Here is a 14,861-nt window from a genome sequence, read left to right as displayed (position 1 = left end):
GCAGCCAGTCGGCCACCCGGGAGCAGGTGGCCGGCCTCGGCCGGGACGTGGAGGTCGTCGACCGCGCCACCCCGTGACGACACCCCAAGACAGGAACATCGGCATGACGTTGAGCGAAAGCACGGCGGCGCCGGTCGGCGAGGTGGTGCTGGAGGCTGTCGGCCTGACCAAGCATTTCCCCGTCCGCAGGCGAATGCGTGACCTTTTCTCCGGCACCAAGGCAGCCGTCCACGCGGTGGACGACGTCTCCTTCACTCTGCGACGGGGCAGAGTCACGGCACTGGTCGGCGAGTCCGGCTCCGGCAAGTCCACAGTCGCCCGGCTGCTCGCGCAGCTCTACCCGCGCACCGGCGGCGACATCCTCCTGCACGGCACGTCGACCAAGGTCAACGGGGGCAGGCGCTTCCGGAACTACGTCAAGCGCGTGCAGCTCATCTTCCAGGACCCGTTCGGTTCGCTCAACCCGGTGCACACGGTCCGCTACCACCTCACCCGGTCGCTGAAGATCCACGGCAACGCCGGCAAGACCGCGGCCGAGCTCGAGGAAGCCCTCGCGAACCTGCTGACCCGGGTCAGCCTCACCCCGCCCGAGCGCTACATCGACAAGTTCCCGCACGAGCTGTCCGGCGGCCAGCGCCAGCGCGTCGCGATCGCCCGCGCCCTCGGCGCCGACCCCGAGGCCCTGCTCGCCGACGAGCCGGTCTCCATGCTCGACGTGTCGATCCGCCTCGGCATCCTCAACCTGCTGCGTGACCTGAAGGAACGGCTCAACCTCGCCATCCTGTACATCACGCACGACATCGCCTCGGCCCGCTACTTCGCCGACGAGACCATGGTCATGTACGCCGGCCGGATGGTCGAGGGCGGCGACAGCGAGACCGTCACGCAGAACCCCGCGCACCCGTACACGCGGCTGCTGATCGAGTCCGCGCCCGACCCGGACCGCATCGAAGGCATCGCCGACCCGGCGACCATGGACCGGGGCAACGGCGAGCCGCCGAGCCTGATCCGGCCCCCCGCCGGCTGCCGCTTCAACCCCCGCTGCCCGCACGCCATGCCCCGCTGCAAGGTCGACCTGCCGCCGCGGCTGGAGATCGGTGACCGCGACGGGCACTGGGCCGCCTGCTGGCTGTACGACGCGGACACCGTCGCCAAAGAAGGCATCGGCTCCGCTGCCAACGGCAGCGCCGCCATCCCCACGCCGCCGGCTCTGACGCTGACGGAGGAGGCACGATGAAGTTCCTGCTGCAACGCTTCGCCTTCTACCTGTTCACGGCGTGGGCGGCGATCACCCTCAACTTCTTCATCCCGCGGGTCATGCCCGGCGACCCGGTCAGCGCCCTGATCTCCAAGAACCAGGGCCGGCTGTCCAGCGACGCGATCCAGTCCATCAAGGTGCTGTTCGGCCTCGACAAGGACCAGAGCCTCTGGGAGCAGTACATCGGCTACTGGAAGCAGCTGCTGCACGGTGACCTCGGCCTGTCGTTCACGTTCTACCCGACGTCGGTGTCCGAGGTCATCGGCCAGAGCCTGCCGTGGACGATCGGCCTGGTCGGCATCACCACGATCCTGAGCTTCATCATCGGCACCGCGCTGGGCGTCGGCGCCGGCTGGAAGCGCGGCTCGTGGATCGACAGCCTGCTGCCGGCGACCACGTTCCTGTCCTCGGTGCCGTACTTCTGGCTCGGTCTCGTCGCGATCGCCCTGCTCGCCGGCCCCGGCAGCTGGTTCCCGTCGTCCGGCGGCTTCACCCCCGGCCTGGTGCCGGCGTTCGACCAGTACTTCATCGGCAGCGCGCTCAACCACAGCATCCTGCCCGCGGCGACGATCCTCATCTCCTCGATGAGCGGCTGGATCCTCGGCATGCGCAACATGATGGTCACCGTCTCCTCGGAGGACTACATCACCGTCGCGCACGCCAAGGGCCTGTCCGACAAGCGGGTCGCCTTCAGCTACGCCGCCCGCAACGCGCTGCTGCCCAACGTGTCCGGCTTCGCGCTGTCGCTGGGCTACATCGTCGGCGGCACCCTCCTGGTGGAGATCGTGTTCTCCTACCCGGGTGTGGGTTACCAGCTCTTCCAGGGTGTCCAGGCCTACGACTACCCGCTGATGCAGGGCATCTTCCTGGTCATCACGATCTCGGTGCTGGTGGCCAACCTGCTGGCCGACGTGGCCTACCTGCTGCTCGACCCGCGCACCCGAAAGAGTGGTTGAGATGACCGTCACCCCGTCCAGCATCGAGCAGGTGATCCCGGGCCAGGGTTCGATGGCCCAGCCGAGCGTGAAGCCGGCCTCGAAGGCGAAGCGCAAGCGGTTCCGGTTCATCGCCAACGGCAAGGCCGCGACCGGCCTCATCGTGCTCGGCATCTACGTGCTCATCGCGATCATCGGGCCGTGGATCTCGCCGTACGACCCGGACCTCATCACGGCCGACAAGCTGCAGGCGCCGTCCGGCTCGCACTGGTTCGGCACCGACCACCTCGGCAAGGACATCTTCAGCCAGATCCTCGTCGGCGCCCGCGGCGTCGTCGTGGTCGGCGCGATCGCCGGCATCGTCGCGACGGTCCTGTCGGTGCTCATCGGCGTCACGTCCGGCTACCTCGGCGGCGCCGCCGACGAGAGCCTCTCCGCGGTGTCCAACGTCTTCCTGGTCATCCCCGGCCTGCCGCTGATCATCATCGTCACGTCCACCATCACCAACGCCGGCGACATCGTCGTGGCGCTGGTCATCGGGTGTACGTCCTGGGCGTACGGCGCCCGGGTCCTACGAGCACAGACCCTGTCGCTGAGACGGCGGGACTACGTCGAGGCGTCCCGCGCGACCGGCGAGAAGACCTGGCGGATCGTGCTGTTCGAGATCCTGCCGAACCTGACCGCGATCATCGCGTCCAGCTTCGTCGGCACCGTCATCTTCGCCGTCATGTCCGAGATCACCCTCGCGTTCATCGGCATCTCGTCGGTGTCGACCTGGAACTGGGGCACGATCCTGTTCTGGGCGCAGGGCCAGCAGGCCCTCGCGCAGGGCGCCTGGTGGTGGTTCGTGCCGGCCGGTCTGGCCATCGCGTTCCTCGGCACCGCGCTCAGCCTGATCAACTTCGGCATCGACGAGTTCGTCAGCCCCCGCCTGCGCACCTCCGGCGCGGGCTCCCGGCGCGCCCCCAACGGCGACAAGGTCACCATGCGGGTCGGGTTCACGCCCGTCATCCGCGGCCGCGTCGACACCACCCCTGAGATCGAGATCAAGCACCAGACCAAGCAGGCCGGCCCGACCGACGACCAGGACGACGCCGTCGGCTCGGTGGAGTATGGAGCGAAGCCATGACCCGCACCCTGACCCGGCCGCTGCTGGAGATCAAGAACCTCGACGTCGACTACGGTCTCGGCGAGGAGGGGGTCAAGGCGGTCCGCGACGTCAGCCTCACCATCCACCGCGGCGAGGTCGTCGGCCTCGCCGGCGAGAGCGGCAGCGGCAAGTCGACCCTCGCCTACGGCGTCACCCGGCTGCTCCCGCCGCCCGGCGTCGTCGCCAACGGCTCCGTCATCTACCACCCGCCGACCGGCGACCCGTACGACGTGCTGAACCTCTCCAACGAGGAGCTGCGCAAGTACCGGTGGGCGGAGACGTCGATCGTGTTCCAGGGCGCGATGAACTCGCTCAACCCGGTGCACAAGATCTCCGTCGGCCTGATGGACGCGATCAAGGCGCACGACCCGAGCTCCACCAAGGCGGCCCGGGTCGCGCGGGCCAAGGAGCTGCTGCGGCTCGTCGGCATCGCCGAGGACCGGCTCGACGCGTACCCGCACCAGCTGTCCGGCGGCATGCGCCAGCGCGTCATGATCGGCATGGCGCTCGCCCTGGAACCGCAGCTGGTCATCATGGACGAGCCGACCACCGCGCTCGACGTCGTCATGCAGCGGCAGATCCTCGGCCAGCTCGTCGAGCTGCGCGAGCGGCTCGGCTTCTCCGTCCTGTTCATCACGCACGACCTGTCGCTGCTGGTCGAGTTCTCCGACCGGATCGCGATCATGTACGGCGGTCGGATCGTGGAAGAGGCGCCTTCGGCGGCGATCTACCGCGACCCGAAGCACCCGTACAGCGCCGGGCTGCTGCGCTCGTTCCCGGCGCTGCGCGGCGAACGGCGGGAGCTGGCCGGCATCCCCGGCTCGCCGCCCGACCTGCGCGGCATGCCGTCCGGTTGCGCGTTCCACCCGCGCTGCCCGAAGGCGTTCGAGCCGTGCCCGACCAAGATTCCGATCCTGGGCAAGCCCGACGATCACGTCGGTGAGCCCCGCACCGTCGCCTGCTGGCTGCATCCGGTCACCGCCGGCTGAGCCTGCCAACGGGCACACCGTCCCAGTAACTGCAAACAGGAGAACCATGGACACGACCGCGACACCCCTCGATGTGCAGAACCCGATCGCCACACTCCCGCCTTCCTTCCGTTGGGGAGTGGCGACCTCGGCCTACCAGATCGAGGGCGCGGTCGACGAGGACGGGCGGACCCGGTCCATCTGGGACACGTTCTGCGAGGTGCCCGACGCGATCGACAAGGGAGACACCGGCGAGGTCGCCTGCGACCACTACCACCGCATGCCGCAGGACGTCGCGCTGATCCGCGACCTCGGCGTCGACCTCTACCGGTTCTCCGTGGCGTGGCCGCGGGTCCAGCCCCGCGGCCGCGGCCCGGTCAACCCGGCCGGGCTCGGCTTCTACGACCGGCTCACCGACGAGCTGCTCGCCAACGGCGTCGAGCCGTGGATCACCCTGTACCACTGGGACCTGCCGCAGGAGCTGGAGGACGCGGGCGGCTGGCCCGTCCGCGACACCGCCTACCGCTTCGCGGACTACAGCATGCTCGTCTTCGACGCGCTCAAGGACCGCGTCAAGACGTGGACGACGCTCAACGAGCCGTGGTGCTCCGCGATGCTCGGCTACGCCTACGGCGTGCACGCCCCCGGCCGGCGCGACTTCGCCGCCAGCATGCACGCCGTGCACCACCTCCTGCTCGGTCACGGCCTCGCGACCCAGCGCATGAAGGCGGCGGCGGCCCCGCACCACGAGTTCGGCATCACGCTCAACATGGGCGTCAGCACCCCCGAAACCGACAGCGCCGCCGACCGCGACGCCGCCCGGCGCAGCGACGCGCTCAGCACCCGCATCTACCTCGACCCGCTCGTGCACGGCCGGTACCCGGCGGACCTCGTCGCGGACCTCGCCGCGCAGGGCATCGAGCTGCCCGTGCAGGACGGCGACCTCGAGGTCATCAAGACGCCGCTGGACGTCCTGGGCGTCAACTACTACTTCAGCGAGACGGTCTCCGGCGTCGACGAGGACGGCAACACCCACGACGCCACCGGCCTGCCCGTCAGCCGCCCCATCCCGACCGGCCGCCCGATCACCGCGATGGGCTGGGAGATCGTCCCCGAGGGCTTCACCCAGCTCCTCGTGCGCCTGTGGGAGGACTACCGGCTGCCGATCTTCGTCACCGAGAACGGCTCCGCCTTCTACGACGAGCCCGACGAGACCGGCTTCGTCCGCGACGACGACCGGGTCGCCTACTTCGACTCCCACATCGGCGCGGTCGCCGTGGCCCGCCAGCAGGGCGCGGACATCCGCGGCTACTTCGCGTGGTCGCTCATGGACAACTTCGAGTGGGCCTACGGCTACGACAAGCGCTTCGGCATCGTCTACGTCGACTACGACACGCAGGAGCGCACCCCGAAGCAGTCCGCGCACTGGTACCGCGACACCATCAAGGCGTTGCGCGGCTGAGCTAGTCCGGCAGCAGGGGAGTTGTGGGCCCCTGCTGCCGGCCCAGCAGCGACGCCCTCGTCAGCGCCGCCGAGCCGAACCGGTCCCGGACCTGGTCCATCGCCTGGTCCAGCTCGCCGCCGGTGTGCGCCCGCAGCGGCAGCTCCAGCTGCACGGCACCGTCCCCGTCCAGGTTCGCGACGGCGATGCCGATGAGCGTCAGCCCCCGGTTCGCGATCAGCGACGCTTCTTTGTGATGCAGCATCTGTACGGCGCCCAGAATCGTCGCGGTGTGCCACGTCTCCTTCGCCAGGGTGTGCGAACGCGTCGCCTTCGTGAAGTCCGCGAACCGCATCCGCAGCACGACCGTGCGACCGCCCCGCTCGGCGGCCCGGAGGCGCCGGCAGACCCGGTCGACCAGCTCCGCGAGGACCGCGTCGACGAATGCCGGCTGGTGCGGCCCGCGGCCGAGGGCCCGCTGCGCCCCCATCGACCGGCGGCGCCGGTTGGTCTGCACCGGCCGCGGGTCCCGGTTGTGCGCGAGGGCGTGCAGGTGCCGCCCCGTGCCCTCACCGAGCATCGACACCAGGGTCGCCTCACCGAGCCGGGCGACCTGCCCCACCGTCATGACCCGGTGCGCGTGCAGCTTCGCCGCCGTGACGGCCCCGACGCCCCACAGCCGCTGCACGGGCAGCGCGTGCAGGAACGTGAGCTCGTCGGCGGGCTCCACGACCAGCAGCCCGTCGGGCTTGGCGACCCCGCTGGCCACCTTCGCCAGGAACTTCGTCCGCGCCACCCCGACCGTGATCGGCAGCCCGACCTCCCGCAGCACGTCGGCCCGCAGCTTCTCGGCGATCCGCCGCGGCGTCCCCGCGATCCGCCACAGCCCCCGCACGTCGAGGAACGCCTCGTCGATCGAGATCCCCTCCACGACCGGCGTCGTGTCCCGGAACACCTCGAACACCCGCCGGCTGGCCTCCGAGTACGCCCGCATCCGCGGCGGCACGACGACCGCCTCCGGGCACAGCTGCCGCGCCTGCCGCCCACCCATCGCCGTGCGCACCCCGCGCCGCTTCGCCTCGTAGCTGCACGCGAGCACCACCCCGCCACCGACGATCACCGGCCGCCCCCGCAGGCGCGGGTCGTCGCGCTGCTCCACCGACGCGTAGAACGCGTCCAGGTCAGCGTGCAGGATCGAGGCCCCGTCGGACACGAACATATGTTCGCATGACCGCCCCTTGCCAGGGCAAGGATCGCCATCCTCGAGCCGGGGTCGCGGGCCACCGATGCCCAGCACCGTGCACACACACCCTTATGGTCGAGGGCGCGCACCAAGGAGTCGACCGGCCAGCACTTGGGCGTCCGCGACTCTGCCTGACCCGCAACCCTTACACTTGGTGACGCGGGTGCTACGCCTGCGAAGATCAATTAGGTGGTATGCGTTACGGTGCTTAGTGAAGCGGTCGGCGCCGCTCCGGTAGCGCCATCCACCAACGCCTAGACGTGCCACCACCCACCCCCGACCCCGTGACCGCCGCCGACGTGCCGCCCGCCCCCGCGCATCACGCGCGCGTCCAGCAGCAGAACTCGGCGCGCCGGCGCAGTCCGCTCGTCGGCCCTCAGATCAGCTCGCGACGCGCCGACTCGACGAGCCGGGCGATGAATCGCGAGCCGGGGGCTACGCGGGTGGGCCGCCCTGTTTTCCGGCGATCAATGCCCACACCACGGCGACCACCCCGCCGGCGGCCATCAGCGCGCCGGCGAACAGGGCCAGGAACAGCCAGCTCCGGCCGCCGCCGGTCTCGAAGTGCACGCCGTCGTCGGAGACCGGGCTGAGGAGGCGCCAGACGACACGAATGCCCAGGATCGTCGCGCAGATGCCGACGAGCAGCAGGTCCCCGGCGTCGGTGTCAGGGTCCCAGGGGCCGAAGTGCTTCAGCACGAAGACCGACCCGGTGACCACGATGGCGAGGACCGCCGACCAGTCGGCGGCCCGGCCGACGGCTTCCGGTGAGGGGCCCTTCATCAGCGGTCCTCCACGCCCAGCGGCAGGCGGGCCAGCCGGCTCTCCGCCACCCGTACGCGGATGTGGGTCCAGCCCTCGTCCTCCGCGATGATCGGCAACACGTCGCTGAGCAGCCGGGCGATCCGGGCCGCGGCCTCGGAGTCGCGGGAGAGCTGCTCCCGGGCGGTGGCCACGACCATCTGCTGCACCACCCGCGTGGCGGCGACGGAGGCGCCGAGCCACACCAGCGCGGTGACGACCAGGCTCACGGCGTCCGTCCGTGCCGCCATGGCGACGGCGACCACCACCGGCAGCAGCAGGATGGACGCCGCGGACCCCGCGATCCGGGCGGTCGCGCCCCGGCGGCGCAGGGCGTCCGAGTCACGCAGGAGACGCTCGGCGGTGGCCAGGTACTCCTCGAACTCGGCGCCGGTGGGTTCCCGGGAGCCGGCCTCACCGAACGCCACAGTGCGCCTCCAGACGGGCGAAGAACTCGGTCAGCAGGACCAGTGAGTCGGCCGGCTCCAGCTCCGGCTCCACGCTGCAGGCCAGCAGCGGGTCGGGGTCCCAGCGCTGCGGTCCGGTGCTCACCGCGACGACGTCGACCTCGAGGCCGAACCGGCGGCCGAACGCCGCCAGCCGCCGCCCGAACGCCGACGTCCGGTAGTACTCCAGCGCCTCGTCGACCCGCGACCAGAAGAGGTCGGCCTTGTTGACGGCGACCATGAGGAACCGCGGCCGGCCACCGGCCGGGTTGCGGACCCAGGACGCCGCGAGGCGTTGCAGCGCGTCCTCCAGGTCCTGCTCCTCACGCTTGAGCAGCAGCTCCCGCAGCTTCTTCAGGTGGTCCTCGGCGAGCCGGTGACCGGGGCTGCCGGCGGTCGTGCGCAGCACCTTGCGGACCAGGGCGGCGTCGCCGCGGGTGTCCCAGATCTCGTTGTGCCCCCAGCAGGTCACGTAGACCGCGCCCATCGTCGTGTGCCCGGGCATGAGCCGGTCGCCGAAGGTCCTGGTCCGCTCGCGGCTCGCCTGGCCGGGCACGATGGTCAGGGTGACCTTGGTCCGCTTCGGGAACCACATGGTCCGGGACCGCGCGACGACGAAGTTCATGTCCTCGCGGTCGTCGCTCATCTCGGTCGGGTCGGGACTGCCCCGCTGCGCCGTCGTCCACGAGTCGCAGAGCATGTCCTTGCCCGCTCCGGGCGCCCCGGCGACGAGGATCGTGACCGGCGAACTGATCCGGGAGAACCCGTTCGCGAGGGTCACGGTCGTCGGCGCGCGCCCGGCGACTTCAGGGGAGAGCACGGGTCGTTCCGCGGGAGCGGTCACAGCATCCATCCATGGAGGCAACAGCGGACGCTCACCGTAGCCGGGCGTTCACCGGCGTTGCCAGTCGCCGAAGGTGCGGCCCGCCCTGCCGGAACGGCCAGCGACACCCGCGAATCGAGCGAAGACCACGCGGTCAGGGCAGCGGAAGGCGGCGCCGCGAATCCGAAAACCACACGGCCGTGGCGGCGAGCAGCAGCAGGACCCCGATGTTGGCCAGGAGGCGGAAACCGATGCCGGTGTAGGCGTCCCAGGACGCGATCGGCTCGGTGACCGGCGCCAGGTACATCGTGGCGACGACCGCGTACGTCAGCAGGGTGCACGGCGCCAGGAACCCGACGCCGGCCCAGGCGGTCCCGGCCGCCACCCGGCCGCTGCCCATGGCCCGGCGCATCCCGACCCAGCCGAGGGCGAACCCGACCAGGCCGAAGAGGGCGACCAGCGGGGCGACCACCGACGGCTCCCGCCGGCCGATCTCCAGGACGAGCCCGCCGGCCCCTTCCTGGTACACCTGCACGACCAGGTGGCGGCTGACCGCGGTGACGCCCTCGGCCTGGCCGGGCAGGTCCGGGGCGCGGGTGTCGACCTTCCAGTAGTGGTCCTTGACGAGCGCCTCCCGGGCGACGCCGATCGCGCCCGTGACGTTCTGCGCCGGAGGGTCGACGTGGTACACGATGTAGCCGCCGTTGTAGTCGTCGCCGCCGAACAGCAGCGCCTGCACGCCCTCGTACGGCGGGTCGTAGCCGAACGGTGGCTCGTGCCGCCGGTCCGGGGCGTGCAGGCGGGTGCCCGGCACGAGCGGCTGGACGGTCTCCAGCGCGAACCGGTCGGCGGGCAGGTCGTCGGACACCTGCCAGGCGAGCCAGCCGCCGAGGCCAGCGCCCAGCGCCCCGAGGGTGAGCGCACCGGCGAGCTTGGTGACCCAGTCGACCCATCCGCGACGCGACCTCGGTGCGGGTTCCGGCGTGTCCATACTTGATCTCCCCGATCGACGAACGGCGCTCGCACCATACACGGACACCCGGAAAAAGCGCGTGCGGGTTGCGGTGCCGGTCGCGTAGAACTGCCGGGTGCTACGACTCTGGGCGGCGGTGCTGCGGCGGCCGTTCGCGACGGCCCTGGCGGTCACGAACCTGCTCACCCGGTTGTCGGCCGGGGCGGTCGCCCTCGCGCTGGTCCTGCTGCTGCAGCACGAGCGGGGGTCTTTCGGCGCGGCAGGGTTCGTCGCCGGTGTGTTCGCCGTCGGTACCGCCGCCGCGGCGCCGATCGTCGGGCGGCTCGTCGACCGGACCGGCCAGACACCGGTGCTGCTCGTGACCGCGGCCCTGCACGGGGGGTCCCTGCTCGGCGTGGCGGCCCGGCCGTCGGCGCCGCTGTGGGTCCTCGCCGCGCTCGCCGGCGTCGCGGGCGCGGCACGGCCACCGGTCGCGGCGTGCATGCGCGGCATCTGGATCGCGATGCTGGGCGAGGGCGCGCAGCTGCGGGCGTCGTACCGCCTGGAGAGCGCGCTGCTGGAGGTCGGGTTCATCGCCGGGCCGGTCGTGGCGGGCGCGGTCGTCGCGGTCGGGCGGCCCGCGCTCGGGCTGGTGCTGACGGCGGGCCTCGCGGTCGTGGCGACGGCGGGGTTCGCGCTGCTGCCGCCGGCCCGGGCGTGGCGGCCGGCGCCGCGCGCGGCCCGGGCGGGCGTCCTCGGGCCGCTGCTGGCCCCGGCGGTGCTGTCGCTGGTCGGCTCGCGGGCGGCGCTCGGCGTCGCGATCGGCGCGGTGCAGGTGGCGGCGGCCGCGTTCGCCACCGCCGGCGGGCGGGCCGGGTTCGCGGGGGTGCTGCTCGGCGGGTTCGCGGCGGGCAGCCTGCTGGGCAGCCTCGGGCCGCACGTGACGCCGGCGAGGTTCACCCTGCTGTCGGCCGCGATGGCGCTGGTACTGGCGCCGCTGCTGCTCCCCGCCGGCCTCTGGTGGCTGGCGGGGCTGTTCGTCCTGGCCGGGGCGCCCCTCGCGCCGTTGAACGCGCTCGCCTACGAGCTGACCGACCTGGCCGCCCCGCCGGGCACCGGCACCGAGGCCCGCATGTGGACGAGCACGGCGACGGCGGCCGGGGCGGCCCTCGGCAGCGCGCTCGCGGGTGCGGCCGTCGACGGCGCGTCGGCCCGGGCGGCGGTCGCGGTGGCCCTCGCCGGTGCGGTGGCCGCGGCGGCGGTCACGCTGCTGACCCACCGCACCGTGACCGCGCCGGGCGAGCCGCGGCGACCGGCGTCAGGCGGTGGGGGCGGGCTCGGTCAGCGGCAGCAGGACGAGGAAACGGGTGTCGCCGGGGCTTGACGTGACCCGGATGTCGCCGTGGTGCTTCTTCACCACGATGCGGTACGAGATGTCCAGCCCGAGCCCCGTGCCCTCACCGACCGGTTTGGTGGTGAAGAACGGTTCGAAGATGCGCGGCCGGACCTCGGCGGGGATGCCGGTGCCGGTGTCGGCGAACTCGACCGCCAGGCAGTCGCCGTCGCGGGACGTGGTGATGGTGAGGGTGCCGTCGCCGTGCATGGCTGAGACCGCGTTGTCGATGAGGTTGGTCCACACCTGGTTGAGCTCGGCGGCGTACGCGGGGATCGGCGGCAGGTCCCGGTCGTAGCGGGTGACGACCTTGACCCCCTGCTTGGAGATCTTCGCGTTGAGCATGATGAGGGTCGCGTCGAGCAGCTCGTGCACGTCGGCGACCTGGAACGGCCCGCGGTCCAGCTGCGAGTACTGCTTCGCCGCGTTGACGAGACCGGAGATGCGGGTGACGGCGTCGTCGATCTCGCCCATCAGCAGCTCGGTCTCGATGGTGTAGACGAGCCAGCGCACGGCCGGCTCGAGGTCGAGCTTGCCGACGCAGACCTTCACGTCCTCCAGCCACGGCACGTCGACACCGCCGGCGACCAGGGTCGGGGCGAGGTCCCAGGCGCCGTTGACGCCGCGCTCGTCGAGCCAGTCGCCGACGGCGTCCTCGGCGTCGCTGGCGTCCAGGGCGGAGCGCTTCGGGGCGGTCGCGGCCAGCTTGACGGCGCGCTCCTGCAGCTCGACGAGGCTGTGCAGCTGCTGGCCGTCGAGCCGGCCGTCGGCGATCATCGCGAGCTTGTGCCGCATGCCGGCGACCCGGTCACGCAGGACAGCGGTGGCGCGCACGGCCGCCGCGGCCGGGTTGTTGAGCTCGTGGGTCAGGCCGGCGGACAACGCGCCGAGGGCGAGGAGCCGCTCCCGCTCGGCGGCCGCGTTGTTGACGTTGCGCATGCCGAAGAACAGGCCCTCGAGCAGGTGCATCGCCATCGGGAACCACTCGCGCATCGCGGCGCCGAGCTCGACGGCGGGCAGCTCGTACATCTCGGAGTCGGTGATCGCGTGCATCGTGTTGTTGTAGACCTGCGGGACCCGGTCGCCGAGGTACGCCTGCGTGGCGCCGCCGTAGACGCCGACCTGGTCGGTGCGGCTGAGCTCGATGTCGTCGCCGTGCACGTTCCGGCTGAGGCTCACGGTGCCGGACAGCAGCACCACGAAGCAGGTCGCCGGCTCGCCCTCCTGGTACACCGGCCGCCCGGACTCGTAGCGCACCGCGGTGCCGCGGGCGGCGAGCCAGTCCAGCTGCTCGTCGTCGAGCGCCTCGAAGAGGAACAGCCCGCGGAGCTCTTCCTGGGTAAGCCGTCGGCTCATTCCGTCACCTCCGCTGCGCTCCGGCGCCGGACTGAGCCGAACCTGCGCCCATGATGAGCAGCCACTCCGCTGCGCTCCGGCCTGCTCATTGCCCCTCCACCAAGTACCGGTGCACCAGTGAGACCGCCATCGCGCCTTCGCCGACCGCCGATGCGACCCTCTTCACCGAGTCTGCGCGCACGTCACCCGCGGCGAACACTCCCGGGACGCTCGACTCCAGGTGATAGGGGTCACGGCCGAGCGCCAGATGGTCGCCGCTCGCGGCGACGTCCGGCCCGGTCAGCACGAACCCGCGGGCGTCGCGCTGCACCACGCCCTCCAGCCAGTCGGTGCGGGGCTCCGCGCCGATGAAGATGAAGAGCCAGGAGCTGTCGACGGTCCGCTCGGCGCCGCCGTCGACCGGCCGCAGCGTGAGCCGCTCCAGGTGCTCGTCGCCGTCGGCGCCGACGATCTCCGTGCACGGGTGGACCTCGATCGTCGGGACCGCCGCGATCTGCTCGATCAGGTACCGCGACATCGACGCGTCCAGGTTGGGGGCGCGGATGACGAGGTGGACGCGGCGCGCGTACCGGCTGAAGAACATCGCGGCCTGCCCGGCCGAGTTGGCCCCGCCGACGATGTAGACGTCCTGGTCGGAGCAGCTCGGCGCCTCCGTCGACGCGGAGCCGTAGTAGACGCCCCGGCCGTGGAACTGCTCCAGACCCGGTGCGCGCAGCCGCCGGTACGCGACCCCGGTGGCCAGGATGACGCTGTGCGCCGCGATCGTCGTGCCGTCCTCGAAGTGCAGGACCCGCGCCGAGCCCTGCACCGCCAGGCGGGTGACCTTGCACGCGGTGAGCAGCTCGGCGCCGAACTTCACCGCCTGCCGGCGGGCCCGGTCGGTGAGCTGCGCGCCGGACACGCCGTCGGGGAAGCCGAGGTAGTTCTCGATCCGGCTGCTCTGCCCGGCCTGCCCGCCCGTCGCCCGCTCCTCCAGCAGCACGGTGCGCAGCCCCTCGGAGGCGCCGTAGACGGCCGCGCCGAGACCGGCGGGCCCGCCGCCGACGACGACGAGGTCGTAGAAGTCGGACGCGGGCGTCGTGGTCAGGCCCACCTGCACCGCCAGCTCGGCCTCACCCGGCGCGACCAGGGTCTTGCCCTCCTGGGTGACGACGAGCGGGACGTCGGCCTCGGTCAGCCCGGCCGCCGTCAGCAGCCGCTGCCCTTCGTCGTCGTCGGTGGTGTACCAGCGGTACGACACCATGTTGCGGGCCAGGAAGTCCCGCACCTTGAACGACGGCGCCGACCACCGGTGCCCGACGACCTTCACGTCGGCGACCGGCCGGTCGGGGGCGGCCTTCCACGCCTCGAGCATGGCGTCGATCACCGGGTACAGCTTCTCCTCCGGCGGGTGCCACGGCTTGAGCAGGTAGTGGTCGAGGTCGACGACGTTGATCGCCTGGATCGCGGCGTCGGTGTCGGCGTACGCGGTCAGCAGCACCCGCCGGGCGCGCGGGAACAGGTCCATCGCGGCCTCGAGGAACTGCAGGCCGGTCATGTTCGGCATGCGGTAGTCGGCGAGCAGCACCGCGACCTGCTCGCCGCGCAGCTTCAGCTCCTTGAGCGCGTCCAGGGCCTCCTGACCGGAGTCGGCGCGGATGATGCGGTAGTCCTCGGCGTACTGCTTCCGGAGATCACGGGCGACCGCCCGGGACACCGCGGGATCGTCGTCCACGGTCAAGATCGCTGGCTTGGCCATGGACCCAATCCAACCACGGGTTTCCTCGATCGCCCATTGGATACTGTGTGCTCCGTGAGCAACCCGTGTGAGCACCTCGACCAGATCCACGACGTCCAGCCCAGCGCGGACGGCTGCGAGGACTGCCTCGCCGTCGGCGGCCGCTGGGTGCACCTGCGGCTGTGCCTGACGTGCGGGCACGTCGGCTGCTGCGACTCGTCACCCGCGAAGCACGCCACCGCGCACTACCACACCGGCGGTCACCCGCTGGTCCAGTCCTTCGAGCCGGGTGAGGAGTGGGTGTGGTGCTACGCCGACGACGCCCTGCTCAAGGTCGACGGCCTGCCGTCGCGGTCCCACCCATAGACCGGCGTTTTT

Annotated in this window: 14 protein-coding genes; 7 read left to right on the top strand and 7 right to left on the bottom strand. The window is 71.7% G+C overall.

The genetic code is table 11. The annotated features are described in order from the left end of the window. Window positions 1–103 precede the first annotated feature (103 nt). The 5 genes from ABZ321_RS28280 to ABZ321_RS28260 are packed head-to-tail and all read left to right on the top strand — an operon-like array spanning window position 104 to window position 5,773. The gene (locus ABZ321_RS28280) at window positions 104–1,237 is read left to right on the top strand and encodes an ABC transporter ATP-binding protein (RefSeq protein WP_344499148.1); all 1,134 of its coding nucleotides are present in this window, start codon (window positions 104–106) and stop codon (window positions 1,235–1,237) included. After that, window positions 1,234–2,214, top strand: coding sequence for an ABC transporter permease (locus ABZ321_RS28275; protein ID WP_344499150.1), 981 nt, complete (start codon window positions 1,234–1,236; stop codon window positions 2,212–2,214). The genes ABZ321_RS28280 and ABZ321_RS28275 overlap by 4 nt, the downstream gene beginning before the upstream one ends. Window position 2,215: 1 nt before the next feature. Next, the gene (locus ABZ321_RS28270; protein WP_354896594.1) at window positions 2,216–3,322 is read left to right on the top strand and encodes an ABC transporter permease; all 1,107 of its coding nucleotides are present in this window, start codon (window positions 2,216–2,218) and stop codon (window positions 3,320–3,322) included. Next, window positions 3,319–4,332, top strand: a complete 1,014-nt coding sequence (locus ABZ321_RS28265) for an ABC transporter ATP-binding protein (protein ID WP_344499154.1) — start codon at window positions 3,319–3,321, stop codon at window positions 4,330–4,332. Before ABZ321_RS28270 ends, ABZ321_RS28265 begins: the two co-directional genes overlap by 4 nt. Before the next feature lie 46 nt (window positions 4,333–4,378). Continuing rightward, window positions 4,379–5,773 (top strand): GH1 family beta-glucosidase, encoded by a 1,395-nt coding sequence (locus ABZ321_RS28260; RefSeq protein ID WP_344499156.1) that lies wholly within the window; start codon window positions 4,379–4,381, stop codon window positions 5,771–5,773. 1 nt (window position 5,774) lies between these two features. Here ABZ321_RS28260 and dinB read toward each other — a convergent pair whose 3' ends face one another. The 5 genes from dinB to ABZ321_RS28235 form a co-directional block, all read right to left on the bottom strand. Then, window positions 5,775–6,965, bottom strand: a complete 1,191-nt coding sequence (dinB, locus tag ABZ321_RS28255) for a DNA polymerase IV (protein WP_354896590.1) — start codon at window positions 6,963–6,965, stop codon at window positions 5,775–5,777. 465 nt (window positions 6,966–7,430) lie between these two features. After that, window positions 7,431–7,778, bottom strand: a complete 348-nt coding sequence (locus ABZ321_RS28250) for a hypothetical protein (RefSeq protein ID WP_344499160.1) — start codon at window positions 7,776–7,778, stop codon at window positions 7,431–7,433. Continuing rightward, entirely contained in the window at window positions 7,778–8,224 is a 447-nt protein-coding gene (locus ABZ321_RS28245) for a hypothetical protein (protein ID WP_354896587.1), read from the bottom strand. The genes ABZ321_RS28250 and ABZ321_RS28245 overlap by 1 nt, the downstream gene beginning before the upstream one ends. Beyond that, the gene (locus tag ABZ321_RS28240; protein WP_344499164.1) at window positions 8,211–9,086 is read right to left on the bottom strand and encodes a hypothetical protein; all 876 of its coding nucleotides are present in this window, start codon (window positions 9,084–9,086) and stop codon (window positions 8,211–8,213) included. Before ABZ321_RS28240 ends, ABZ321_RS28245 begins: the two co-directional genes overlap by 14 nt. A gap of 133 nt (window positions 9,087–9,219) precedes the next feature. Further along, a complete protein-coding gene (locus ABZ321_RS28235) occupies window positions 9,220–10,056 on the bottom strand; it encodes a hypothetical protein (RefSeq protein WP_354896584.1) in 837 nt (278 codons plus the stop codon). Window positions 10,057–10,153: 97 nt separating this feature from the next. Between ABZ321_RS28235 and ABZ321_RS28230 the strand changes: the two genes are divergently transcribed. After that, window positions 10,154–11,401 (top strand): MFS transporter, encoded by a 1,248-nt coding sequence (locus ABZ321_RS28230; RefSeq protein ID WP_354896581.1) that lies wholly within the window; start codon window positions 10,154–10,156, stop codon window positions 11,399–11,401. On the opposite strand, the gene ABZ321_RS28225 is transcribed toward ABZ321_RS28230, so the two are convergent. Together ABZ321_RS28225 and ABZ321_RS28220 are read right to left on the bottom strand one after the other, a co-directional pair. After that, window positions 11,336–12,766 carry an ATP-binding protein gene (locus ABZ321_RS28225; protein WP_354896578.1) on the bottom strand — a complete coding sequence of 477 codons (1,431 nt, stop codon included), beginning with the start codon at window positions 12,764–12,766 and terminating at the stop codon, window positions 11,336–11,338. The genes ABZ321_RS28230 and ABZ321_RS28225 overlap by 66 nt on opposite strands. An 85-nt stretch (window positions 12,767–12,851) precedes the next feature. Beyond that, window positions 12,852–14,504, bottom strand: a complete 1,653-nt coding sequence (locus ABZ321_RS28220) for an FAD-dependent oxidoreductase (protein ID WP_354896575.1) — start codon at window positions 14,502–14,504, stop codon at window positions 12,852–12,854. A 54-nt stretch (window positions 14,505–14,558) separates the two neighbouring features. Between ABZ321_RS28220 and ABZ321_RS28215 the strand changes: the two genes are divergently transcribed. Then, the gene (locus ABZ321_RS28215; RefSeq protein WP_344499174.1) at window positions 14,559–14,849 is read left to right on the top strand and encodes a UBP-type zinc finger domain-containing protein; all 291 of its coding nucleotides are present in this window, start codon (window positions 14,559–14,561) and stop codon (window positions 14,847–14,849) included. The last annotated feature ends 12 nt before the right edge of the window (window positions 14,850–14,861 follow it).

Origin of the sequence: Dactylosporangium sp. NPDC006015 (assembly GCF_040614215.1) — a bacterium.
Taxonomy (GTDB): domain Bacteria; phylum Actinomycetota; class Actinomycetes; order Mycobacteriales; family Micromonosporaceae; genus Dactylosporangium; species Dactylosporangium maewongense.
This window is presented reverse-complemented; position numbering and strand designations above follow the sequence as displayed.